General features: G+C 58.2%; 22 protein-coding genes and 1 pseudogene. 9 read left to right on the top strand and 14 right to left on the bottom strand.

Annotated elements, in window-relative coordinates; all coding sequences use genetic code 11:
• The first annotated feature begins 171 nt into the window (after nucleotides 1-171).
• The 3 genes from glnL (at nucleotide 172) to add (ending at nucleotide 3,764) form a co-directional block, all read left to right on the top strand.
• Nucleotides 172-1,242 carry a nitrogen regulation protein NR(II) gene (gene glnL, locus UN63_RS09120; protein ID WP_229793483.1) on the top strand — a complete coding sequence of 357 codons (1,071 nt, stop codon included), beginning with the start codon at nucleotides 172-174 and terminating at the stop codon, nucleotides 1,240-1,242.
• Between the two features lie 9 nt (nucleotides 1,243-1,251).
• Nucleotides 1,252-2,685 carry a nitrogen regulation protein NR(I) gene (glnG, locus tag UN63_RS09115; protein WP_104486454.1) on the top strand — a complete coding sequence of 478 codons (1,434 nt, stop codon included), beginning with the start codon at nucleotides 1,252-1,254 and terminating at the stop codon, nucleotides 2,683-2,685.
• A 74-nt stretch (nucleotides 2,686-2,759) separates the two neighbouring features.
• Nucleotides 2,760-3,764: an adenosine deaminase gene (add, locus tag UN63_RS09110; protein ID WP_104486496.1), complete on the top strand. Its 1,005-nt coding sequence runs from the start codon at nucleotides 2,760-2,762 to the stop codon at nucleotides 3,762-3,764.
• Between the two features lie 82 nt (nucleotides 3,765-3,846).
• Here add and hemN read toward each other — a convergent pair whose 3' ends face one another.
• Genes hemN through UN63_RS09085 form a run of 5 tightly spaced genes read right to left on the bottom strand, consistent with a single transcriptional unit; the run spans nucleotide 3,847 to nucleotide 7,596 of the window.
• Entirely contained in the window at nucleotides 3,847-5,217 is a 1,371-nt protein-coding gene (gene hemN / locus UN63_RS09105) for an oxygen-independent coproporphyrinogen III oxidase (protein WP_104486453.1), read from the bottom strand.
• 13 nt (nucleotides 5,218-5,230) lie between these two features.
• Nucleotides 5,231-5,674, bottom strand: coding sequence for a DUF2489 domain-containing protein (locus tag UN63_RS09100; RefSeq protein WP_181068218.1), 444 nt, complete (start codon nucleotides 5,672-5,674; stop codon nucleotides 5,231-5,233).
• Nucleotides 5,675-5,685: 11 nt separating this feature from the next.
• Nucleotides 5,686-6,270 (bottom strand): Der GTPase-activating protein YihI, encoded by a 585-nt coding sequence (gene yihI, locus UN63_RS09095; protein ID WP_104486451.1) that lies wholly within the window; start codon nucleotides 6,268-6,270, stop codon nucleotides 5,686-5,688.
• Nucleotides 6,267-6,929, bottom strand: a complete 663-nt coding sequence (locus UN63_RS09090) for a class I SAM-dependent methyltransferase (protein WP_104486450.1) — start codon at nucleotides 6,927-6,929, stop codon at nucleotides 6,267-6,269. Before UN63_RS09090 ends, yihI begins: the two co-directional genes overlap by 4 nt.
• Nucleotides 6,930-6,978: 49 nt before the next feature.
• Complete coding sequence (locus UN63_RS09085; protein ID WP_104486449.1) at nucleotides 6,979-7,596, bottom strand: c-type cytochrome; 618 nt, start codon at nucleotides 7,594-7,596, stop codon at nucleotides 6,979-6,981.
• A 144-nt stretch (nucleotides 7,597-7,740) separates the two neighbouring features.
• On the opposite strand from UN63_RS09085, the gene yihA reads away from it, so the two are divergent.
• The 4 genes and pseudogenes from yihA to UN63_RS09065 form a co-directional block, all read left to right on the top strand.
• Entirely contained in the window at nucleotides 7,741-8,373 is a 633-nt protein-coding gene (gene yihA / locus UN63_RS09080) for a ribosome biogenesis GTP-binding protein YihA/YsxC (RefSeq protein ID WP_104486448.1), read from the top strand.
• Nucleotides 8,374-8,410: 37 nt separating this feature from the next.
• On the top strand, nucleotides 8,411-9,070 hold the full coding sequence (locus UN63_RS09075; RefSeq protein ID WP_104486447.1) for a GntR family transcriptional regulator: 660 nt from the start codon (nucleotides 8,411-8,413) through the stop codon (nucleotides 9,068-9,070).
• A 16-nt stretch (nucleotides 9,071-9,086) separates the two neighbouring features.
• Nucleotides 9,087-9,773, top strand: a complete 687-nt coding sequence (gene rsuA / locus UN63_RS09070; RefSeq protein ID WP_104486446.1) for a 16S rRNA pseudouridine(516) synthase RsuA — start codon at nucleotides 9,087-9,089, stop codon at nucleotides 9,771-9,773.
• Between the two features lie 147 nt (nucleotides 9,774-9,920).
• Nucleotides 9,921-10,073: pseudogene (locus tag UN63_RS09065) on the top strand (transposase); the annotation flags it as partial.
• A 147-nt stretch (nucleotides 10,074-10,220) separates the two neighbouring features.
• Here UN63_RS09065 and UN63_RS09060 read toward each other — a convergent pair.
• The 4 genes from UN63_RS09060 to UN63_RS09045 all read right to left on the bottom strand — a co-directional run bounded on the left by UN63_RS09060 (nucleotide 10,221) and on the right by UN63_RS09045 (nucleotide 15,464).
• Nucleotides 10,221-11,705, bottom strand: a complete 1,485-nt coding sequence (locus UN63_RS09060) for an aldehyde dehydrogenase (protein WP_104486445.1) — start codon at nucleotides 11,703-11,705, stop codon at nucleotides 10,221-10,223.
• Between the two features lie 11 nt (nucleotides 11,706-11,716).
• Nucleotides 11,717-12,592, bottom strand: coding sequence for a dihydrodipicolinate synthase family protein (locus UN63_RS09055; RefSeq protein WP_104486444.1), 876 nt, complete (start codon nucleotides 12,590-12,592; stop codon nucleotides 11,717-11,719).
• A gap of 66 nt (nucleotides 12,593-12,658) precedes the next feature.
• A complete protein-coding gene (nhaC, locus tag UN63_RS09050) occupies nucleotides 12,659-14,122 on the bottom strand; it encodes a Na+/H+ antiporter NhaC (protein WP_104486443.1) in 1,464 nt (487 codons plus the stop codon).
• A 31-nt stretch (nucleotides 14,123-14,153) separates the two neighbouring features.
• Nucleotides 14,154-15,464 (bottom strand): NAD(P)/FAD-dependent oxidoreductase, encoded by a 1,311-nt coding sequence (locus tag UN63_RS09045; protein WP_104486442.1) that lies wholly within the window; start codon nucleotides 15,462-15,464, stop codon nucleotides 14,154-14,156.
• 137 nt (nucleotides 15,465-15,601) lie between these two features.
• Here UN63_RS09045 and UN63_RS09040 point away from each other — a divergent pair, with 137 nt between their 5' ends.
• Nucleotides 15,602-16,603 carry a 4-hydroxyproline epimerase gene (locus tag UN63_RS09040; RefSeq protein ID WP_104486441.1) on the top strand — a complete coding sequence of 334 codons (1,002 nt, stop codon included), beginning with the start codon at nucleotides 15,602-15,604 and terminating at the stop codon, nucleotides 16,601-16,603.
• Nucleotides 16,604-16,658: 55 nt separating this feature from the next.
• Here UN63_RS09040 and UN63_RS09035 read toward each other — a convergent pair whose 3' ends face one another.
• Nucleotides 16,659-18,452 (bottom strand): sensor histidine kinase, encoded by a 1,794-nt coding sequence (locus tag UN63_RS09035; protein ID WP_104486440.1) that lies wholly within the window; start codon nucleotides 18,450-18,452, stop codon nucleotides 16,659-16,661.
• A 147-nt stretch (nucleotides 18,453-18,599) separates the two neighbouring features.
• Between UN63_RS09035 and UN63_RS09030 the strand changes: the two genes are divergently transcribed.
• A complete protein-coding gene (locus UN63_RS09030; protein ID WP_104486439.1) occupies nucleotides 18,600-18,971 on the top strand; it encodes an Hpt domain-containing protein in 372 nt (123 codons plus the stop codon).
• 9 nt (nucleotides 18,972-18,980) lie between these two features.
• Here the strand turns inward: UN63_RS09030 and mnhG are convergent, their stop codons facing one another.
• Genes mnhG through UN63_RS09010 form a run of 4 tightly spaced genes read right to left on the bottom strand, consistent with a single transcriptional unit; the run spans nucleotide 18,981 to nucleotide 21,603 of the window.
• Nucleotides 18,981-19,361 (bottom strand): monovalent cation/H(+) antiporter subunit G, encoded by a 381-nt coding sequence (mnhG, locus tag UN63_RS09025; protein ID WP_219821107.1) that lies wholly within the window; start codon nucleotides 19,359-19,361, stop codon nucleotides 18,981-18,983.
• Nucleotides 19,351-19,626 carry an MrpF/PhaF family protein gene (locus UN63_RS09020; protein WP_104486438.1) on the bottom strand — a complete coding sequence of 92 codons (276 nt, stop codon included), beginning with the start codon at nucleotides 19,624-19,626 and terminating at the stop codon, nucleotides 19,351-19,353. Before UN63_RS09020 ends, mnhG begins: the two co-directional genes overlap by 11 nt.
• A 4-nt stretch (nucleotides 19,627-19,630) precedes the next feature.
• Entirely contained in the window at nucleotides 19,631-20,104 is a 474-nt protein-coding gene (locus UN63_RS09015; protein ID WP_104486437.1) for a Na+/H+ antiporter subunit E, read from the bottom strand.
• On the bottom strand, nucleotides 20,101-21,603 hold the full coding sequence (locus UN63_RS09010; protein ID WP_181068217.1) for a Na+/H+ antiporter subunit D: 1,503 nt from the start codon (nucleotides 21,601-21,603) through the stop codon (nucleotides 20,101-20,103). The genes UN63_RS09015 and UN63_RS09010 overlap by 4 nt, the downstream gene beginning before the upstream one ends.
• Nucleotides 21,604-21,690 lie beyond the last annotated feature (87 nt).

The raw sequence follows: 21,690 nt of genomic DNA, 5'->3' as shown, positions 1-21,690 counted from the left end.
ACCCTTTGTGCTTTCTGGCAAACCGGCAGGTTTATTGCATCATTCCGATACAAGTACCGGCACCAGTACGGGGCATACCAGAGCCACAGTGCCCCCGAGCGGCAACGACGCCGAATTCGGGTTAGAATGCATGCACCATGGTGGTGCAAATGCAGACGAGAGGACAAAACGGTGTCGGGATCCCAACCAGACGTACAAGCGATTATCGATAACCTGCTCACGGCGGTGCTGGTGGTAGACGCCGAGCTGCAGGTGCTGTTTGCCAATACCGCGGCCGAGCAGTTGCTGCCCCTGAGCAAGCGCCGGCTGCAGGCGATGCCGCTCAACCTGGTGGAAGAAGATATTTCACTGGATCTGGCCCGTATCAGACACTGCATCGACAACGAGCAGAGTTTTACCGACAGCGAGGTGCAGTTGATGATCGACGGGGTGCCGCGCTGGGTCGAGGTCAGCGTCACCCCCCTGCCCTTGTCGTTACCCTCTTCTGGCCGGGGGCAGACCCAGGCGCTGATAGAGCTTCGGCTTATCGATCAGCAGAAGAGGATCAGCCAGGAGCTGCAGCAACGCACTCAGCAGCAGGCGGCCCGGGAGCTGGTGCGCGGCCTGGCCCACGAAATCAAGAACCCCCTAGGTGGCCTGCGCGGTGCGGCCCAGCTGCTGGAACGGGAACTGCCTCGGGAAGAGCTGAAGGAATTCACCCAGCTGATCATCGCCCAGGCGGACAGGCTGCGTAACCTGGTGGACCGGCTACTGGGTCCCCAGCGGCCCGGCCAACGCAAGGTCACCAACCTGCATTCGGTACTGGAGCAGGTACGCCGGCTGGTGGCGATGGAAATTCCGCCCGGCATTACCCTCGAGCGGGACTACGATCCCAGCATCCCCGATTTCGAGATGGATTCGGAGCAACTGCAGCAGGCCCTGCTCAACATAGTACGCAACGCCGTCGAGGCGCTGAGCGAACACGGCCATATTCAACTAAAAACCCGTACCGCCTTTCAGGTGATGCTGCAGGGCCGCCGCTACCGGCTGGCCGCCGAAATCCGCATTATCGACGACGGCCCCGGTATTCCCGAGCCCCTGCGCGATACCCTGTTCTACCCCATGGTAACCGGACGTGATGGCGGCACCGGCCTGGGGCTGTCTATCGCTCAGGATCTGATCCATCAGCATCAGGGCCGTATCGAGAGCCAGAGCCGCCCCGGACGCACCGAATTTATTATCTATCTGCCGTTACGACGATAGGAGAACTTTATGACCGAACAGGTATGGATAGTCGATGACGACAGCTCGATTCGCTGGGTACTGGAACGCGCCCTGGGTCAGGCCGGCTTCGACTGCAAGAGCTTCGCCGACGGCGAAAGCGTGCTGACGGCACTGTCCCAAAGCCAGCCCAGCGTGGTGGTGTCCGACATTCGCATGGGTGGCATGGATGGCCTGACCCTGCTGGGTGCCATTCATGAACAGGTTCCCCAGTTGCCCGTGATCATCATGACCGCCCATTCTGATCTGGACAGCGCTGTCAGTGCCTATCAGCACGGCGCCTTCGAATATCTGCCCAAGCCCTTCGATATCGACGACGCCGTCGCCCTGGTACAAAGGGCCATGGCCCACCTGCGGGAAAGCAAATCAAAAGGCCGGGTCGCCGAGCAGGAGAGCATCAATGCCCCGGAGATCATCGGCGAAGCCCCGGCCATGCAGGAGGTGTTCCGCGCCATCGGTCGCCTGGCCCGCTCTTCCATCTCGGTACTGATCAACGGCCAGAGCGGCACCGGCAAAGAGCTGGTGGCCCATGCACTGCACAAGCACAGCCCCCGCGCCAAGAGCCCCTTTATCGCCCTGAACATGGCCGCCATCCCGAAAGATTTGATTGAATCCGAATTATTCGGCCATGAAAAGGGCGCCTTCACCGGCGCCAACAGCATTCGCCAGGGTCGCTTCGAGCAGGCCAATGGCGGCACCCTCTTCCTCGACGAAATCGGCGACATGCCGCTGGATATTCAGACCCGGCTGTTACGGGTGCTGTCGGACGGCCAGTTTTACCGGGTGGGCGGTCATCAGCCGATCAAAGTGGATGTGCGCATCATCGCCGCCACCCACCAGGATCTGGAGCTAAAGGTAGAGGATGGCGACTTTCGTGAGGATCTGTTCCACCGGCTCAACGTCATTCGCATCCATATGCCGTCGCTGAAAGACCGAAGAGAAGACATTCCCAAGCTGGCCCGTCACTTTCTGGCCAAGGCTGCCAGAGAGCTGAGCGTGGATGCCAAGGGTCTGCACCCGGATGCCCAGACCTATCTGCAGTCTCTGTCCTGGCCCGGTAACGTACGCCAGCTCGAAAACGTCTGCCGCTGGCTAACGGTGATGGCCTCGGGCCAGGAAGTGCTGGTCGCCGACCTGCCTCCCGAGCTGATGCAGAAAGAACGGGAGAAAGAAAAAAGCGGCATCGGGCAAGACTGGCGCCAGGCGCTGCAAGACTGGGCACGGCAGGAACTGGCCCGCGGCCAGCAGAATTTATTGGCCGATGCCCAGCCCGACTTCGAGCGCATCCTGCTCGACTGCGCCCTGGACCATACTCAGGGTCACAAGCAGGATGCGGCCCGACTGCTCGGCTGGGGCCGCAACACCCTGACCCGCAAGCTGAAAGAGTTGCATGGTGAAGACCATCTGGCCGAGGATAAAGACTAGGGTGCGCCCCGATACTGCTCATGCACAGTATCGGGGTGCACCCCATCCTGATTCAATATCACGAGGAAAACGCCATGATCGATCCCAGCCTGCCCCTACTCGACCTGCACCGTCATCTGGATGGCAATATTCGCCCCGCCACCATACTGGAGCTGGGTCGGTCTTTTAACATGACGCTGCCCGCCACCACCCTGGAGGGGCTGCTCCCTCATGTAAAGGTACTGGATAACGCCCCGGATCTGATGTCTTTTCTCGCCAAGCTGGACTGGGGTGTCAAGGTACTGGGCAGTTACGACGCCTGTCGCCGGGTCGCCTATGAAAACATCGAGGATCTGCAACGCGCCGGTATCGATTATGCCGAGCTGCGCTTCAGCCCGGGTTATATGGCGATGAGCCACCGGCTTGAACCAGAGGGTGTAGTGGAAGCGGTCATCGATGGCGTGGCCGCCGGCAGCCGAGACTTCGGCATTCCGGCCAAACTCATCGGCATCATGAGCCGCACCTTCGGCCAGCAGGCCTGCGAACGGGAACTGGCCGCCTGTCTGGCTCATAAAGACCGCCTCATCGCCATGGATCTGGCCGGCGACGAACTGGGCTTTCCCGGTGATTTGTTCGAGGGGCATTTCAGGCGGGTGCGCGACGCCTGTTTGCATATCACGGTACATGCAGGTGAAGCAGCAGGCAGTGACAGCATCTGGCAGGCCATTCGGGAGCTGGGCGCCGAGCGCATCGGCCACGGGGTCAAGGCGGTGCAGGACGAATCCCTGCTCGACTATCTGGCCGAGCATCGCATCGGCATCGAAACCTGCCTGACCTCCAACCTGCAAACCAGCACGGTGGCCGAGTTGAGCAGCCATCCCATTCACCGCTTTTTGGCCCACGGCATACCTGTGTGCCTGAATACCGACGATCCGGCGGTAGAAGGCATAGAGCTGCGCCATGAATACACCGATGCCTCCCTTGCCGCCGGCCTGACAAAGGCTCAGACCCGCCAGTGTCAGGAAAACGCCCTGAAAATGGCCTTTATCAGCGCCGAGGAAAAGGCCGCCCTGCTGCTGGCCAGCGCCGAGCGGGAATGACCATTATGGGGAATAGGGAATAGGGAATAGGGAATAGGGAATGATTAATCCCGAATCCCTATTCCCCAATCCCTGCAGTTAATCAGATCACCCGCGAAAATTGCTGCATCCGGGCCTGACGGCGCAGGTGCACGTCGAAGCACATGCAAATGTTACGGATCAGCAGCTGGCCCTTGGGCGCAACCTTGATGGCGTCGTCAGTCAGGGTCACCAGACCATCGTCGACGAAGGTCTGCAGCAGCTTGAGATCTTCGGCGAAATAATCGGCGAAGCGGATACCGTATTGCCGCTCCAGCGGTGCGAAGGGCAGCTCGAAGTTGCATATCAGGGTCTTGATCAGATCCCGGCGCAAACAGTCGTCTTCGTTCAGCGCATAGCCGACGGTCTGGGCATGACCCAGTTCGTCCAGCTGGCCGTAATAGCGCTTCAGCTCTTTGTGATTCTGGGAATAGGCGTCGCCAATCATGCTGATGGCCGACACGCCCAAGCCCAGCAGATCACAGTCGCCCTGGGTGGTATAGCCCTGAAAGTTACGGTGCAGTTCGCCTTCCCGCTGGGCCACCGCCAGGCTGTCGTCCGGCAGCGCGAAGTGATCCATGCCGATGAACTGATACCCCTGCCCGGTAAGGTAGGCGATGCTGTTCTGCAGCATCGCCAGCTTCTTCGCCGGTGCCGGCATATCGGCTTCGTTCAGCTTGCGCTGGGCGGAAAAGCGGCTCGGCAGGTGGGCATAGTTGAACACCGATAAGCGGGCCGGCGCCATGGCAACGACTTGCTCCAGAGTATGGTGAAAGCTTTCCGGGGTCTGCAACGGCAGGCCGTAGATAAGATCCAGGTTGGTGGAGCCAAAGTCCAGTTCGGCGGCCCGGCTGACCAGCGCCTTGATGAAATCGTTGTCCTGCTCCCGGTTGACCACCCGTTGCACGTCTTTATTGAAGTCCTGTACGCCCAGGCTGATGCGATTGAAGCCTTCTTCTTTCAGCACGTCCAGCAGACTCAATTCGATTCTGCGCGGATCGATTTCGATGCTGAACTCGCCCTGTTCGGAAAAACAGAAGTGACTGCGCAGCAGACCGTTCAGTCGACGGATTTGGGGGTCGGTCAAAAAGGTGGGGGTACCGCCGCCCCAGTGCAACTGGGTCACGGTTCTATCGGCGAAGAGCGGCGCCAGGCGCGCGATTTCCCGCTCCAGATAATCCAGATAAATGTCGGCCTTGCCCTGATGACGGGTGATGACCTTGTTGCAGCCGCAGTAGTAGCACAGCTTGTGGCAGAAGGGGATATGGACATAGAGCGACAGCGGTCGCCCGGGATAACGGCCGGCGGCGGCTTCGAGTTCCGCCATGCCAAAGCCGTTATTAAACTCCAGCGCCGTGGGGTAAGACGTATAACGCGGCCCCGAATAGTTGTACTTTTCGATCAGGGCCTGATCCCATTCAATCTGTGCTGACATTACCTCTCCCCGGTCAGCGACCGGGCAGTTCCAGGCTGGCCAGCCGCGTTACCTCAATTTTTATTTGTGCTTCCAGTTCCTGTTCGAAACCGGCTCGTTGCAAATCCATACGCATGATTTCGTTGCGCTTGAATTGCTTGCGGGCATCGTGGGTCGGCATTTCCCTGACCCGTTCATACAGCTCGTACAGGCCCGGATATTCGCCGGAAAATTCTTTCGGCTGTGCAAACTGCAGGGCGTTGAGCAGGTTGGTCAGACGAATGGCGCCTTCCGACAGGTTGCACTGGTCTTCGCGCATCGCCATGGCGATGGTGCGAATGCTGTCCAGAATACGCTCGTTACGCCGGGTAACGGCCTGTTGTTGCCGCTGGGTTTGCAGCTTCAGCCGGGCCAGCAATTTACCCGCGTAAACCGCCAGCCCCACTATGATGACGCCGCCCACAAGGACGGCTATCAACCAAGGTGAGATCATGACTTATCTTCCTTGTCCTCGTATTGCGCAGGATCAAGATCTGCGTCCATAAAGCGGGTCCAGAGATCGTCGCCTTCTGCCGGCTCTTCTTCATCTTCTTCCAGCAGGCCAAGCTCTTCCAGCAGCTGCTGATGGCGAGCCAGGGTCTTGTCCAGCCAGGCGGCATCGTCTTTGCCCAGCTTCTCGTCCGCATCCACTCTGTCCAGCAGGGTGTTGAGTCGTTCGTTGTTTTCCAGCTGTTCCAGCTCCTGTTCCGGCGTCAGCGTCTGAACATTGGCCGCTATCACCGGCTCCGCCTTGGCCAGTTTTGCCGGTTTTGCCGTCTTGGCTGGCTTGGCCGTTTTGGGAGCGGCGGCTTCAGGCACCAGAGCTATCGGCTTTTTCGAACCCAGACGCGGATCCTGAGGTGCCTTGCCGCCGGTATTGTGCTGACCTGACTCACCGGTGTTGTGCCGGGAGCCGGGCGCCAGCCCCTTGCGTTTAGCCTTGCGCTTGCGATCCTTGCTCTGCTCGGCAGTTTCCCGACTGTCCTTGCGGGTTCCGATTTGACCCGGGGAACGGGCCTTTTTTATGCGTGTCATAGAGACTCCGGTATTTGCAGAAGTATCACATCGGCACCGATGAATTCGATGCCGAGCCCGTCCCGTGCCGCCAGCCAGAGAAAGGTTTCCCGGCTGAAAAAGCTGACATGGGTGGGATCCTGTTTGTAATGCCAGTTGGCAAAAGCCGCCTGGTCTCGGGCCAGCTTGGTCATGATGGCCAGCCAGCCTCCCGGTCGGAGCAGGGTCAGCAACTGCTGCCATTCCCTGCCCGGCCGGTAAAAATGTTCTATCGCTTCGGTGCAGCAGACGAAGTCGTATTTCTGCTGTAGCCGGGCCGGATAGTGCGCATAGTAAGGATCATAGGTGGTGGTGGCAAAGCCTGCTTCGTTCAGCATGGCCGCCAGCGCCGGGCCAGGCCCACAGCCGAAATCCAGCCCCTGGCTACCGGCGGGCAGGCGGGCCATCAGCGGGTCCGCCAGCCGCGCCAGAAAACGCCGATAACCCTCATCGTCTGTCTGATTCTCATGCAGATCATATTCCGCCTTCTCCGCCGTTGCATCCAGCCGACATCCGGGATCGACAAATATCAGCCGGCATCGGTCACAGCGATGGTAGCGACGCCGCTCATCCTGCCAGAACAGGGGAGTCTCGATATGATCACAGAGGGGGCAACTGAGGTCGTGCGACAGGGCAGACATGGGGGAAACCAGATAAAGCAGGGGGCACCAGGCCCCCGGAGTGATAGTATTAACGCAGACCAGCTACGTACTGAGACAGTACGTCGATATCGTTGTCGGTCAGCTTGGCCGCGACGCCACGCATCATGCCGTTTTGATCATTGTTACGTTCGCCACTGCGGAACATCTTCAACTGAGCCGCAATATAGGCCGGATGCTGGCCGGACAGGCTCGGGAACTTGGCCGATTCCAGACCCTCGCCTCGAGGACCGTGACAGGCCATGCAGGCGGTAACGCCACGCTCCATGTCGCCGCCCTGATACAGAGCTGCGCCCTGCTCGATCACCTCTTCCGGGGTGGCGATGGGCGTAATCGCCTGGCTGGCGAAATAGGCAGCTACATCGGCCATATCCTGTTCGGACAAGGCCATGGACATGCCGCCCATGATGGCGTTGGCACGACCTTCACCACCGGTGGCAGCAGCCTTGAATTCGACCAGCTGCTTGGTCAGATAAGAGGCATGCTGACCGGCCAGTTTGGGATACATATCGGTCGGGCTGTTACCATCGGCACCGTGACAGGCCACGCAGGTGGCGGCTTTGGCCTTACCTGCTTCGACGTCGCCCTGGGCCTGGGCAACACCGACCACTCCGAGCATTAAGGCTAGCGTGAAAATAATTTTTTTCATGACGTTCCGCGTTCTCGTTGATAAGAGCTTCCAGATCACATACCTGCGAGGGCATGTTACAATGCGATTCAAAAAACGGCACCATTCTACAATGATTTTGCGAGAAAGTAAGCAAAGCGGGTCCAGAACCCAGGGGAATTCATATTGAATAACAAGCAGATAAATTTTAACACCGCCCGCTTTATTACCAGCGCGCCCGATATCAACCAGATGCCGGCAGACAGCGGAATAGAGATAGCCTTTGCCGGGCGCTCAAACGCCGGTAAATCATCCGCTTTGAACACCATCACTCAGCAGAAAAGCCTGGCACGGACCAGTAAAACTCCGGGCCGTACCCAGCTGATCAACGTGTTCGAACTGAGCGAAGGCAAGCGGCTGATCGATCTGCCCGGCTACGGCTATGCCAAGGTGCCGGAAGAAATGAAGCTGAAATGGCAGCAAGCGCTGTCGGTCTATCTGCAACAGCGCGAAAGCCTCAAGGGGCTGGTGGTACTGATGGATATCCGTCATCCGCTCAAGGACATCGATCAGCAACTGCTGCAGTGGGCCAGCGAAAGCAATCTGCCGGTGCTGGCACTGCTGACCAAGTGCGACAAGCTCAAGCCGGGCCCGCGCAAGTCCGAAGTGCTGCGGGTACGCGAAGCCGTTACCGTCTTCGGTGGCGACATCAGAGTCGAGTCTTTCAGTTCACTCAAGGGCCTGGGCCTGGACAGAGCCAGGGAAATCCTGAGCGAATGGTTGCTGCAGGATGATGAGCCGGCGGCAGACGCAAAGTAATATCTGTTCAACCTACCCACCTTTCTCAGGCGATAATATGCATATTACTAGAACTCAATTTGTGGCCGACGCCATCAGAAGCAAACTTCTAAAAGGTGAGATAAAAGGTGGGTCAGCCCTGCGCCAGGACGCCTTGGCAAAAGAGTTTAATGTCAGCCGGATCCCGGTGCGCGAGGCGCTACTCATCCTGGAAGCAGAAGGTCTGGTGGAATTCGAAGCCCACAAGGGCGCTTACGCCACCGAACTGTCGGCCCCCAAAATCCTGGAGCTGTTCGAACTGCGGGTATTGCTGGAGTGCCACATCCTGGCAGCGGCTATCCCCAGGTTGACCAAAGAAAAGCTGGATGATGCCGAAGCCCTGCTCATAGAGCTGGATCATCTACTGGAAACCTCCAGCCAGATCGATCACTGGAGCGATCATAACTTCGCATTTCACCGAGCTCTGTACGAGGCTGCCGACAAACCAGAAACCATGGCGTTGATCACCCAGCTGAATACCCAGTCCGACCGTTATATCCGGATTCACTTATTGCATGCCGCCGGGGTCAAAAAAGCCGAGGCTGAACACGGAGAACTGTTGGAACTGTGCCGCCGCGGCGATATTACTTCGGCCTGTGATCTGCTGCGACGCCATATTCTGGTTGCGGCCGATGATATCGTCGCCCTACTACATCAACAGCAGCAACAGGATTGCTGACAATATTGGAAACCTAATGCGCCTCGATCGTTTTTTATCTGAAAGCACCGGCCTGACCCGCTCTGTGGCCAAAAAAGCCCTGCATCGGGGTGACGTCACCGTCGACGGCATCGTAGTCAAAAAGAGCGATGAGCAGATCGATGGCCAGGAAGTACGCCTCGAAGGTCGCCTGCTTGCTGCGCCGGGGCCGCGCTATCTGCTGCTGCACAAGCCCGCCGGTTATATCAGCTCCACCCAGGATGAAGATCACCCCTGTGTGCTGCAACTGCTACCACCGGAGCTACGCCGCAGCATGCAATGCGCCGGTCGCCTGGATGTGGACACCACAGGCCTACTGTTACTGACTGACGACGGCAAGTGGTCGCACCGTCTGCGCTCCCCGAAAAAAGCCTGCAACAAGGTCTATCAGGTCGACCTGGCCGAACCGCTGGCGGAAGATGTCGCCGAGCGCTTCGCACAAGGGATAGACTTACACGGTGAAGACAAGGCTACTCTGCCTGCCACTCTGGAGGTTATCACCCCTACCCGGGTACTGCTGACCATACAGGAAGGCAAATACCACCAGGTGAAACGGATGTTTGCCGCCGTCGGCAACCACGTCTCGGGCCTGCACCGGCTGCAAATAGGGGGCATAGTGCTGGATGACAGTCTGGCTCCGGCCGAGTGGCGACATCTGACACCGGAAGAAGTCGCCAGTATATAAGTATCAACCCATAAAAATGGCGCCTGTTGGCGCCATTTTTATCCGCAATACCGGCGTTGTTTCCTAAATCAGGGAACTATCTGCTTCTCCCGTGATCCGATCTCCTGACAAACGGACTCAGGAGCAGAGCGATAGGCAAAGCACGAAATCAGTAACTGGCGGCAGTGCAATCGAGCACTGATTAATCGCGGTTCGCTCACCTTCTGGGTCGATGAACAGGCCATCAAGCAATGGCATTGCCATGAGCGCCATGGCCATCGAGGCCGAAGTTTCCAATACAACGATAGCGCCACCGAAACGGGCCGTTGTTGATAAAATCAAAGCCGGCACAGAAGTTGGAACCTTTCAGATCTCTTCCTTGGCCGCTACAGCCGGTGCGGAAAGAAGAACACAAGCTGTAATAATGGCGTCATCCATTTGTCTGACGCCATGCTATTAACTCATTACTCAGGCTTGGTTATACCAGATGGTTTTCTTTTGCAGATATTGATCCATGGCTTCAAGGCCGTTGTCTCTGCCACCAAAACCGGACTGACCATAACCACCGAAGGGAGTGGAGATATCTCCTTCGCTGAAACAGTTGATGGAAACGGTACCCGCTTTCAATGCCCGGGAGACACGATGGGCTCGCCCCATATGGCTGGTATAGAGGGAAGCGGCCAGGCCGTACTGAGTCTGGTTGGCCAGAGATACCGCCTCTTCTTCAGTGGAAAACTCGGTGACAGCCAGTACCGGGCCAAACACCTCGTCTCGGAACAGTGTCATGTCGGAACTGACGTCATCGAAGATGGTGGGCTCCACAAAGAGGCCTGCGCCTAAGGCCGGCATATTGCCGCCATAACGCAGCCGGGCACCCTGTTCCCTGGCCTGTTCGACCATAGCTTTTACCTTATTGAAGTGAGCCGGCTCCACCATAGGGCCGATCATGGTGGCCGCTTCCTTGGGGTCTCCCAGCTTCCAGCCGGACAGACGGGAACACAGCTTGTCCAGCAGCGGTTCCTTGATGCCCTTCTGCACCAGCAAACGGGATCCACAGCTGCAGTTTTCACCCATGTTCCAGAATGCTGCCGCCAGCACATCGTCGACGATAGAGTCCAGGTCTTCTACATCATCGAATACCAGCTGCGGACTCTTGCCGCCACATTCCAGCACTATTTCTTTCAGATTACTTTGAGCCGAATACTGCAGGAACAGACGGCCGACCTCGGTCGAGCCGGTGAAAGACACCATGTCCACATCAGAATGTAGCCCCAGCGGCATACCGGTTTGCTCCCCCAGACCCGTTACCAGCTGCAGAGCACCCTCCGGGATCCCTGCCTGATGAGCCAGCTGCACCATGCGCCAGGCGCTCAGTGAGGTTTGCTCGGCCGGCTTAACAATCACCGAGTTACCGGTTACCAGCGCCGGACCCACCTTCCAGGCAAACATCTGCGCCGGAAAGTTCCAGGGCAATACGGCGGCAACCACACCTATGGGCTCATTGACGACCAGGCCCAGAGTGTCATCCCCGGTTGGCGCCACCTTGCCAAACACCTTGTCTACCGCTTCCGCATACCAGGCCAGGGTGTTGATGGTTTCCGGAATATCGGTGTTCAGGCACTCGGTGATCGGCTTACCGCCATCCACACAATCCAGCGCCGCCAGCTCTTCCCGGTTTTGTTCTAGCAGCGAAACCCAGGCTTGCATGCGTTGCTTGCGCTCGGCCGGGGCCAGTTTGCGCCATTCGCCTTGCTCGAAGCTCTCACGAGCGGCAGCCACCGCCAGGTTAACTTGTTCTTCGGTACAGGCTTCAACCTGACCGATAACGGATTCATCAAAGGGATCTCGAGATTCCAGTGTCTGATTACCAGGCGTATAGCCGACGATAATGGCATCGGCCCGTAATTCACCCTGCTTTGCCCTGGCAAAAACATTTTCCACTTGTACTGACATGCCGAATCTCCTTATTTCAGTGCCTGGGTCAGCAGAGCCAGGAAGTCTTCTTCATCCTGCTTGCTCACCGGATACAGAGGCGCTCTGACCGGGCCCACCGGATAACCGATATGGCCGCAACCCAGCTTGGCTTTCTGGTTATAACCACCGGACTCCATGTTCTGCAGCACCGGCAGAATACGAGCCATGATGCTCCTGACCTGCTGCCAGTCGTCGGCCTTGGCCGCTTCGATCATGTTGACGTGATCGCCGGCCAGGTAATTGGCGCCGCCGCCAATCCAGGAGCGAGCCCCCCAGAACAAGTAGTCAGCGGCCTGATCATCGGAGCCACACACCACTTCAAAGTCTTCCAGACCCAGATTGAGCAGGGTCACGGCGCGGGTAAAATCGCCGCTGCTTTCCTTGATGCCGACGATGTTGGGATCCCTGGCCAGTACCTTGATGACCTCGATGCCGATCTCCACCCCGGAGCGAGCCGGGAAGTTGTACATGATGATCGGCATGTCTGCTTCGCGACTCACGGTCTGATAATGGGCGATAATTTCGTCCTGCTCTGGCAAACAATAGATGGGTGGAGCCAGCATCAGTGCCTGATAGCCCAACTCCTTTGCCTCCAGCGCCTTGACGATGGACCCTGCAGAATGAGTGTCGTTAACACCTGCTATCAGTAACGCCTTGTCTCCCACTTCCTTTGCAATAAAGGCCATCAGCTCGCGGCGCTCGGTCTGGCTCAGTGCGTAATACTCTCCTGTGGTACCACAAGCGACGATGCCGCTTACGCCCGCTTCCAGCTGATGGGCCAGCAGGGCCGCCAATGCCGGGTAATCGATATGGCCGTCTTGAGCAAACGGGGTGACTACCGGAACCATTACACCTTGAATTTTCATTATGTATATCCTTATCGTGATAAAGGGCCTGAGCACAGGCCCGGAAAAGTAAGTTATAAGAGTGAGTTATGAAGAAGTCTTAGCCAGAGCCAGGCTATCTTCGGATTCGTCGACAGGCAGGGTGCTGCCGGTACCGGTGCGCCAGATAGCAATATTGCAGTAGCCGTAAATCAGCGAGATGATCAGCACCAGAAAATGGAACCAGAGGAAAGGCAGATAGCTGAGGGTGCTGACCCCCAGAGTGGCGGCCATGAAGACACCACCATCGGACCAGGGCACCATGGGCGTGGTGATGGTACCGCCGGCCTCGGCGTTGCGGGACAACACCCGACGGTCGATACCCTGCTTGTCGTAGTTTTTCTCGGTGATGGTGCTGGCGGTGATCAACGACACATAGGCCGCACCACCGAAGAAGTTGCCGAAGAAACCGCCCAACAGGGTCGACAAGGTCAACCGACCGGCGTTGTTTGCCCAAGACAGGAAGCCATTACAGATAACCGTCAGGACGCCGATGCGGTCCATCAGCCCACCCAATCCGAGGGCGAACAACACCAGGGCGATGACGCCGAACATGGACTCGATACCGCCCCGATTCAGCAGGGTATTGAGGAAGTCCACCTCTGAACTCATGGCGTTACCGAAGTAGGCAGTGTTGACCGCATCCAGCGCCGCCATGTCCTGGAACAACACGGCACAAACGATGCCCATTACGGCGCCGAAGCTGATCACCGGAATGGATGGCTTGCGCATGGCCAGCAGGATGATCACCATCAGCGTCGGCAGCAGCAGATACCAGCTGATGTTGAACTGCTCGGCCAGGGCTACCATGGCCGCATCAGCCCGACTGGTGTCGGCGGCACCGTCAACATAGAAATACCCCACTCCCAGGAATAACAGGCCGGCAATCAGGGCGGAAGGCGCGCTGACGTAGAGCATGGACTTGATATGATCGATCAGGTCGACCCGGCAAAGGGAAGCCGTCATCACGGTGGTGTCGGACAAAGGTGACAGCTTGTCACCCACATAGGCACCGGAAATAACAGCCCCGGCCACCAGCGGCATCGGGATGCCGAAGCTGTGGCCGATCCCCATCATGGCGATACCAGCGGTGCCTGCGGTACCGAACGAGGTTCCGGTCGCCAGCGATGTCAGGGCACAGATGATAAAGGCCGCAAACAGGAAGATACTGGGGCTCATCACCGACAGGCCGTAATAGATGATGCTGGGCACTATGCCGCCGGCAATCCAGGTACCGATCAGGGCACCGACGGTGATCAGCACCAGCACGGCTTCCATACCGTTGTTAATCCCGTTCAGCAAACCTTTCTGGATGGTTTCATACCCTAGTCCCAAGCGAACACCCAAGACGATCACCAGAAACCAGGACACGAACAGTGCCAGTTGTATGGGGAGGGCCCACACATTCAAAAACAAATACATGACGCCGACAAAGGCCGCCAGCAGGCCCAGCACTTCAAAGCTGCTGGGTAAGCGAATCCTATTCGCCGGAGTTGACTGATTGATATCCATATACATTCTCCCTGTTGTGACGCGAGTCCGGTCAGCCTTCTGAACCGGGCAGACAAACACTGTTATTAAAGGTATGCGTGGGTGGTAGTTGCCCAAACCGCGCCAGGCGGAAAGGAGCTATATCGAGCCCGGACGGTTTTCCCGACAACAGGCTCAAAATGAGTTGGGCGGTGACTGCGGCTTGTGTCAGGCCCAGATGATGATGACCCAGGGCCAACAGCAGGCGGCCCTGCGGGCCAACCCGGTCAATCACCGGCAATGAATCGGGTAAAGAAGGACGGCAGCCCATCCAGGGGGTCGCACTCTGGGTATCCAGCTGCCGCTCGAACAGCGCATCCGCGTGACGTACCAGCCCCTCGGCCCGACGGTAATCCGGCGCCTTATGCAGGCCGGCAAATTCCACCGTGCCGGCCAGGCGCAGCCCGCCCGTCATTGGCGTCATGATGAATTTTCGCTCCAGGGAGCTGACCGCCATCGGCAGGCGAGCGGGTTCGGCCGGTAGCATCAGGTGATAGCCCCGCTCGGTATCCATAGGGATCTTGATACCGGCCAGCTCCCTGACCAGAGGCGCGGACCAGGCACCGGCGGCAACCAGCACCCGTTTGGCGAACAGCTTGCCTTTGCTGGTATTAAGCTCGATGCCGTTGTCCTGGCAGCGCCCGCCGTAAACTTCGGCCTGCTGTCGTTCCATACCTGCGGCTTGCGCCTGTGCAAAAAGCTGCGCCACCAGTTGATAAGGGTCGGTCACATGGCCGGTCGCGGGGAAAAACAGACCACCACTGACCGCAGGTGCCAAACCGTTAACCTGCCGATGTAATGTCTGTGCGGACCAGGGGTCACTTGACACACCCAACTCGCCCAGCACTTGCGAATGCCGCTGCAACTCGGCGAAGGCAGACTCGCTTTCACACACCAGCAAAGAGCCATCTTCCTTCAGCAACCGGCTTAGACCCGCCTGTTGTAACAATTGCTGCCAGGCCGGAAGACTGGCCTCATTGAGCAGGCGCAACCCGGCGCTGCTGTTGCGCTGGGCCTGAGGGCGCATATTGGCCACCAGTTTCAGCAACCAGGGGGCGATACGGGGCAGATAACGCCAGTCCAGGCGCAGAGGTCCCAGCGGATCCAGCAACATGCGCGGCAACTGCTTCAGCACGGCAGGCGAGGCGAGCGGCAATACCTGCTCTGTGGCGATATGACCGGCATTTCCGAATGAAGCTCCCTGTCCGACTTCATCCTTTTCCAGCAGCAATACCTTGTAACCCGCCTGGGTCAGCTGCCAGGCGCAGGTAACGCCGATAATTCCACCACCGATGACCACTAAATCGTGATTCAGGTCTTGCATCTGAGTATCCCTTCACCAAATTCCTTGATTGTATAAAATATACAACTTATACCTAGATGCCAGAGATACTGGTTAAACATTTGTAAAATCATGATCCAGATCTCACAAGTCGATATCATTAACAGGAGAGACACTAGATGCGTGAAGGAACTTTTTTCTGTATAGATGCCCACACATGCGGCAACCCGGTAAGGTTGGTAGCAGGAGGTTATCCTGCTTTACAAGGCAGCAACATGAGCGAAAAGCGGCAGGATTTTCTGGCTCATCACGACTGGATTCGCCAGGCACTGATGTTCGAGCCTCGTGGACATTCAATGATGTCCGGCTCTGTTCTTTACCCCCCGTGCAGCGACCAGGCCGATGCTTCCATCCTGTTTATCGAGACCAGCGGCTGCCTGCCCATGTGTGGTCACGGCACCATAGGCACCGTCACCAGCGCCATCGAGCATGGCCTGATCAGGCCGAAAACACCGGGTAAACTGATCCTGGACGTGCCTGCCGGGCAGATCCGTATCGACTATGAGCAGAGCGGTAGCAAGGTAGAAAAGGTGCGTATCTATAACGTGGCCAGCTACCTGGCACACAAGGATGTCACCATAGAGGTGGAAGGGTTGGGAGAGCTGACCGTGGATGTCTCTTATGGCGGAAATTACTACACCATTGTCGATCCCCAGGCCAACTTTCCGGGGTTAGAGTCATTCAGTGCCGATCAGGTGTTGCATTACTCACCCAAGGTGCGGGAAGCGATAAACAAGGTGGTAGATTGCGTGCACCCGCTGGATCCAACGGTACGCGGAGCCAGTCATGTAATGTGGACCGGCCAGCCGACTCAGCCGGGTGCCCATGCCCGCAATGCGGTGTTCTATGGCGATCGCGCTATCGACCGCTCTCCCTGCGGTACCGGCACCAGCGCCCGCATGGCGCAATGGGTAGCCAGAGGCCGGCTTGGGGTTGGTGAAGAGTTTGTACACGAGAGCATTATCGGCAGCCTGTTCGTCGGCCGGGTGGAAAGCGAGGCCAGTGTCGGAGATTATCCCGCCATCATGCCCAGTGTTCAGGGCTGGGCCCGGGTCACCGGACACAATACCATCTGGGTAGACAGTGAAGATCCCTACGCCTACGGCTTTGAAGTGAAGTAATAAAAACCGGAAAGGATCCCATGACGATGGGATCCTTTCCGATCAGCAAAATGGATTATCTTGCCAGTGTGGTCAGGGCGCCGCCGGGTGCCATTAGCGGTAATTCCACCCACAGATGGGCACCGTCACTGTTGTAATAACCAATTTGACCCTGCATCAGATCCACCAGCTCCTTGCAGATGGTCAGCCCCAGGCCGGTGCCCTGGCTCGCCCGCATGGTGCCATTTTCGGCCTGCGCGAAACGTTCGAACAGACGGTTCCTGAACTCGCCGGGAATGCCCAGTCCCTGATCGCTGACGGTAATCCGCAGCCTGTCCTGTTTGACTCGGTCGGCCCGGACCGTCACCCAGCCACCGGAGGGAGAATACTTGATGGCATTGCTGATCAGATTATTCAGTATTTGCCGCAGGCGCAGCGGGTCGACCCTGGCTCGCAGCGAAGAGGCTACCTGCCGGCGCAGCTGCACCCGATATGCAGCCGCCATGGGCTCGTTGCCGGATACAGCATCATCCACCAGCTCGGCCACACTACTGAGCACCGGGGTCAGCGCCATCTTGCCGGTACTCAGTTTGTTGAAGTCCAGCAGGTCGTTGATGATGATCTGCAATCGCTCGCCGTTACGTAATGCCAGCGTCGTCAGCTGGCCGGTTTTTTCCGGCAACGCCCCGGTCGCCCCCGACTGTATCAATTTCAAGGCGCCATTGATGGAGGTCAGCGGCGTACGCAGCTCGTGACTGACCACGGCGACAAAGTCATCCTTGATCTCGCTCAGTGCCTTTCGCTCCGCCGTCAGCCGATTGAAGGCCCGGGCCAGTCGCGCCACCTCGCTCACTCCAGTTTCCGGCAACGGCTGATTGTTTCGCGCCTGGGTCGCCATGACCCGAATTTGCCGGGTCATGGACTCGAGTGGTCGCATCGCCGTCCAGGCCAGCCAGAAGGCCACCAGCGCCAGAGCACCACCAATCAGCACGCTGATGCCCGCAAAATGCAGAAAAAAAGCCTTGGCCGGCGCTATCGCCTGCTCATAAGGCACGGCGCGTACAAAGATCCAGCCCAGTTGTTGCAGGTGCGTGCTGGCAAACACCAGCCGTTGCCCGGCACCCTGTTCCGTCACACCGGCACCGAAGCCGGACAGGGCCGCATCGACCAGCGGGTTTTCTCGGGGGGAAGGCAGAGGTTGCAGTTCGGTAGACAAGTCGGCGCCGTTGTAGACATAGACCAGATTGTCGGTATCCAGAATCTTGAAGATAACTCCGTCGCGCAGCGCTTCGGCGAGCCGCTGCTCCGGCAGAATGGAGGTTTGCGCCAGATTGATTACCCCACTCAGAACACCCAGCAAGTCGCCGTCATCCGACAGAATCGGACTCAGGAAGGAAATCAGCGGCGCCCCCGTGGTGCGGCCGATAACGGGATGACTGATCACCGACTGTCTGGTTTCAAACAGCTGCCGGAAGTGGGCTCTGTCCGCATAATTGGTGCCCAGCCGCCCCGGCACCAAGATGCTTTCGGCGATGGCGGTACCGTCGCTGTCCAGCACCACCAGCCCGTCCGGAAAAAATCGCCGCAGATTGCGTTGCCGTTCCATCTTCGTGGTAAGCCTGGTCGTGGTATTCAGAGTCAGTCCGTCAGAGAGCTGGGCGCTGACGCTTTCCAGGGCGTTCATGCGCAATGTCAGCGCCTGCTCTACCTGTTCCGCCGCCCTGACCGTTTCCTCGGTCTGACGCTGGCTAAGCTGCTGCTCGAAATCATCTACCAGAGAGTGATAGGCGGTGGCCAGCACCGCCATGACCGTGAGCAAGGCCCCGGCCAGAATAATGAGTGCGATGCGTCCCTTCAGCGATAACCGCATGAGTGTTCTCTTCCTTGTGATGACATGAAGCAGCAGATATGGTGTCGCAAGTCCTTGCACACCAGAATAAGATTCATATGATTCCTCATCAGCATATACTGGCCTGACTATCTTCGCCCACATGAGATGATTTAATTCAGGATTAACATGGAGAACCAGATATCGTCTGACTTGACCGCTATTGACCATCGACTAACCCTGCTGAAAACCCGGTTTGCCGACAGAACGGCCAGTCAGCTGGACACCATGCTCAGGGAGCTACAAGGCGGGCAGCACGAGACCTTCTCCCATGGCAACCTGATGGCCCTTTATCAGTTACTCGATCGGCTGGCCGAATCCTCCGGCACCTTTGGTTTTATCGAACTGGAGCAACAGGCGGGTAAACTGGAACAGCGTATCAAACCGTTGCTGGATAGCCCCGATTGTTCTGCCTCCCGAGTCCGGAATATCGTCGATGCCGATCACATGGGCCGTTACGGGGGTAAGGTACGAATTCCAACCTTGTGGCTGACTGCTTAACGGTGCCCTTCAGTCTTCTTCCCGCTTGCGCGCCGAGCTGCCCAGCCGGTGGGTCTTGAGGTCGTAACGTTCCTTGATCACGTCCTTGACCGTGCCTTCCCACAGCTTGATACCGACAAAATAACCGGCCCGAGCCAGCACGTGGGCCGCCACCGGCGCCGTGACGATCACAAACAGCACCATCGCCAGGGCCCGGACCACCACGCTGGTATCGTCGCCGTAAAACACCGCAAAACCACAGGCCATCAGACCAATTCCCAGGGCACCCGCCTTGCTGGTGGCGTGCATCCGGGTCAGCAGATCCGGCATGCGCATGATACCGATGCCGGACAACAGCATCAGAAAAGAGCCGAGCAGCAGCAACAGGCTGGTGATGATTTCAGTCATCATGGCGCTCGCCTCCCCGTTCCAGGTAGCGGGCAAAACCCACGGCTGCCATGAAGGAGGTCAGCGCCAGCACTATGGCTACATCGATAAACTGGGGCACCTTGTAACTAACGCTGTAGAGCAGAATAAACCCCACCGTCAACGAGGCGATCACCTCCAGCGCCACCACCCGGTCCGGCAGGGTCGGGCCACGCAGCAGCCGCGCTGCCGCCAGCACCAGCCCGATACTCAAAAAAACAAAGGATAACGTAATCGCAATATCAAGCATCGGCTTACCTCAACAAGTTCAGTACACGGGCCTCCAGGGCCTTCAATTCCGCCAGCTGGCGGGACTCGTCATCCAGATACATCATGTGCACATAAAGCACCTTGCGATCGCTGGACACATCCAGCGCCAGCGAGCCCGGGGTGACGGTGATCAGGTTGGCATACAGGGTGATACCGGCGTCATCCTTGAGATCCAGCGGAATGGCGATCACCCCGGGTCGCATCAGGTGAGTGGGCGTCAGCACATCGTAAGCCACCCGGGCGTTGGCCTTGATCAGATCCCAGATAAAAAACAGGATGAAACTGAAAATTTGCGGCAGTTTGCCGAAGTAACTGGCAAACATCGGCTTGTCCCGCGCCACAAAAGCCAGCACCAGATAGCTCAGCAGCATGCCGGCCACCAGGTTGCTGATACTGTAGCTGCCGGACAAAATGACCCAGAACAGGGCCAGCAACATATTCCAACCAAAGGCTTTCATCGGCTTACTCCCAGTACCGCCTCGATATAACCGGCCGGCGTCAGCAGCTGATCCGCCGTTTCCAGCGCCAGCTGCACAAACCACTCGGCACCGAAGCCGATGGTCAGCGTCAGCAGGGCCAGCATCAACACCGGCAGATACAAGACATAAAGGTGCGGGTCTGTGTCACCGCGCAGAGGCTTGGCCTCTTCCGGCAAGGGCTTCCAGAAGGCCTCGGCCCAGATCTTGACCATGGAATACAGGGTCAGCAGACCCACGATCAGGGCGATGGCCACCATAAACCAGGACTCGGCTGCTATACCGGCCTTGATCACAGTGTATTTGGCGAAAAAGCCCGACAAGGGCGGCAGCCCCGCCAGCGACATGGCCGGGATCAGGAACAGCAGCGCCAGCCAGGGAGCGGAGCGATACAGGCCCCCCAGTCGCGCCAGATCATAGCTGCCATGATAGCGGTACATGATGCCGCTGATCAGGAACAGATTGGTCTTCACTATGATGTGATGGAAGATGTAGAAGACGCCGCCGGCGATGGCCAGCGGGGTAAAGAGCGCCAGCCCCACCAGCATGTAGCCAATCTGGCTGACAATATGGAAAGAGAGGATGCGACGCACCTCGAACTGGGCCGCCGCCCCCAGCACCCCGGTCAGCATGGTGAAGATGCCCATGCCCATCAATACCGTATGGTGAGTCAGCTCCACATCCTGTACGAAGATCAGGCTGAACACCCGATACAGGGCATAGACCCCGACCTTGGTCAGCAGACCGGCGAACACCGCCGAAATTGCCACCGGCGGCGTGTGATAGGAGGCCGGCAGCCAGAAGAACAGCGGAAAGGCCGCCGCCTTGATGCCGAAGGCCACCAGAAACAGCATGGCGATCACCGTCACCAGCCCTGGCTGTTCGCCATTGCCCAGCTTCAGCGCCAGATCCGCCATGTTCAGGGTGCCGGCATAGCCGTACAGCAGGCCCACGGCGGTCAGAAACAGCGCCGACGAGAGCAGGTTCAGGGTCACGTACTTGAGCGCCCCCTCCATCTGGGCCCGCTCGCCGCCCAGAATCATCAGTCCGAACGAGGCCACCAGCATGATCTCGAACCAGACATAGAGGTTGAAGATGTCGCCGGTCAGAAAGGCGCCCACCACCCCGGCCAGCATCAGGTGCAGCAAGGGGTAATAACCGAAGGCCTCGTGGTTGCGGCTCATGGTGGCCAGCGAATAAATCGCCACCGCCAGGCCTATGATGCCGGTGACCAGCACCATGATGGCGCTGAGCAAATCTGCAACCAGGGTGATGCCGTAAGGTGCCGACCAGTTACCGACGTAGGCCACCAGAATGCCTTGCTGGCGCACCTGGCTGAACAGATAGAGGGCGGCCAGCAAGAGGCCGGTGCCGGACAGCACCGAAATCCAGCGCTGCACCAGTCGCCAGCGCCAACAGGTGAGCGTCAGGGCACCGGCCAGCATGGGAATAAAAATGGGTAGGATAACGGCTATATTCACGAGTCGGTGCTCTTCATTTCGTTCATGTCATCGGCGCCGATGACTTCATAGGCCCGGTGGATCAACACCACGGCGAAGGCCAGCACA

The sequence above is a fragment of the Oceanisphaera arctica genome (genome assembly GCF_002936955.1).
GTDB lineage: Bacteria > Pseudomonadota > Gammaproteobacteria > Enterobacterales > Aeromonadaceae > Oceanimonas > Oceanimonas arctica.
The sequence above is the reverse complement of the archived record's forward strand: the minus strand, read 5'-3'. Positions and strand labels throughout refer to the sequence as shown.

Coding starts and splice junctions, on each gene's coding strand:
- glnG (WP_104486454.1), top strand. CDS start 1,252: ATGACCGAACAGGTATGGATAGTCGATGACGACAGCTCGATTCGCTGG.
- add (WP_104486496.1), top strand. CDS start 2,760: ATGATCGATCCCAGCCTGCCCCTACTCGACCTGCACCGTCATCTGGAT.
- hemN (WP_104486453.1), bottom strand. CDS start 5,217: ATGTCAGCACAGATTGAATGGGATCAGGCCCTGATCGAAAAGTACAAC.
- yihI (WP_104486451.1), bottom strand. CDS start 6,270: ATGACACGCATAAAAAAGGCCCGTTCCCCGGGTCAAATCGGAACCCGC.
- UN63_RS09090 (WP_104486450.1), bottom strand. CDS start 6,929: ATGTCTGCCCTGTCGCACGACCTCAGTTGCCCCCTCTGTGATCATATC.
- UN63_RS09085 (WP_104486449.1), bottom strand. CDS start 7,596: ATGAAAAAAATTATTTTCACGCTAGCCTTAATGCTCGGAGTGGTCGGT.
- UN63_RS09075 (WP_104486447.1), top strand. CDS start 8,411: ATGCATATTACTAGAACTCAATTTGTGGCCGACGCCATCAGAAGCAAA.
- rsuA (WP_104486446.1), top strand. CDS start 9,087: ATGCGCCTCGATCGTTTTTTATCTGAAAGCACCGGCCTGACCCGCTCT.
- UN63_RS09060 (WP_104486445.1), bottom strand. CDS start 11,705: ATGTCAGTACAAGTGGAAAATGTTTTTGCCAGGGCAAAGCAGGGTGAA.
- UN63_RS09055 (WP_104486444.1), bottom strand. CDS start 12,592: ATGAAAATTCAAGGTGTAATGGTTCCGGTAGTCACCCCGTTTGCTCAA.
- nhaC (WP_104486443.1), bottom strand. CDS start 14,122: ATGGATATCAATCAGTCAACTCCGGCGAATAGGATTCGCTTACCCAGC.
- UN63_RS09045 (WP_104486442.1), bottom strand. CDS start 15,464: ATGCAAGACCTGAATCACGATTTAGTGGTCATCGGTGGTGGAATTATC.
- UN63_RS09040 (WP_104486441.1), top strand. CDS start 15,602: ATGCGTGAAGGAACTTTTTTCTGTATAGATGCCCACACATGCGGCAAC.
- UN63_RS09035 (WP_104486440.1), bottom strand. CDS start 18,452: ATGCGGTTATCGCTGAAGGGACGCATCGCACTCATTATTCTGGCCGGG.
- UN63_RS09030 (WP_104486439.1), top strand. CDS start 18,600: ATGGAGAACCAGATATCGTCTGACTTGACCGCTATTGACCATCGACTA.
- mnhG (WP_219821107.1), bottom strand. CDS start 19,361: ATGATGACTGAAATCATCACCAGCCTGTTGCTGCTGCTCGGCTCTTTT.
- UN63_RS09020 (WP_104486438.1), bottom strand. CDS start 19,626: ATGCTTGATATTGCGATTACGTTATCCTTTGTTTTTTTGAGTATCGGG.
- UN63_RS09015 (WP_104486437.1), bottom strand. CDS start 20,104: ATGAAAGCCTTTGGTTGGAATATGTTGCTGGCCCTGTTCTGGGTCATT.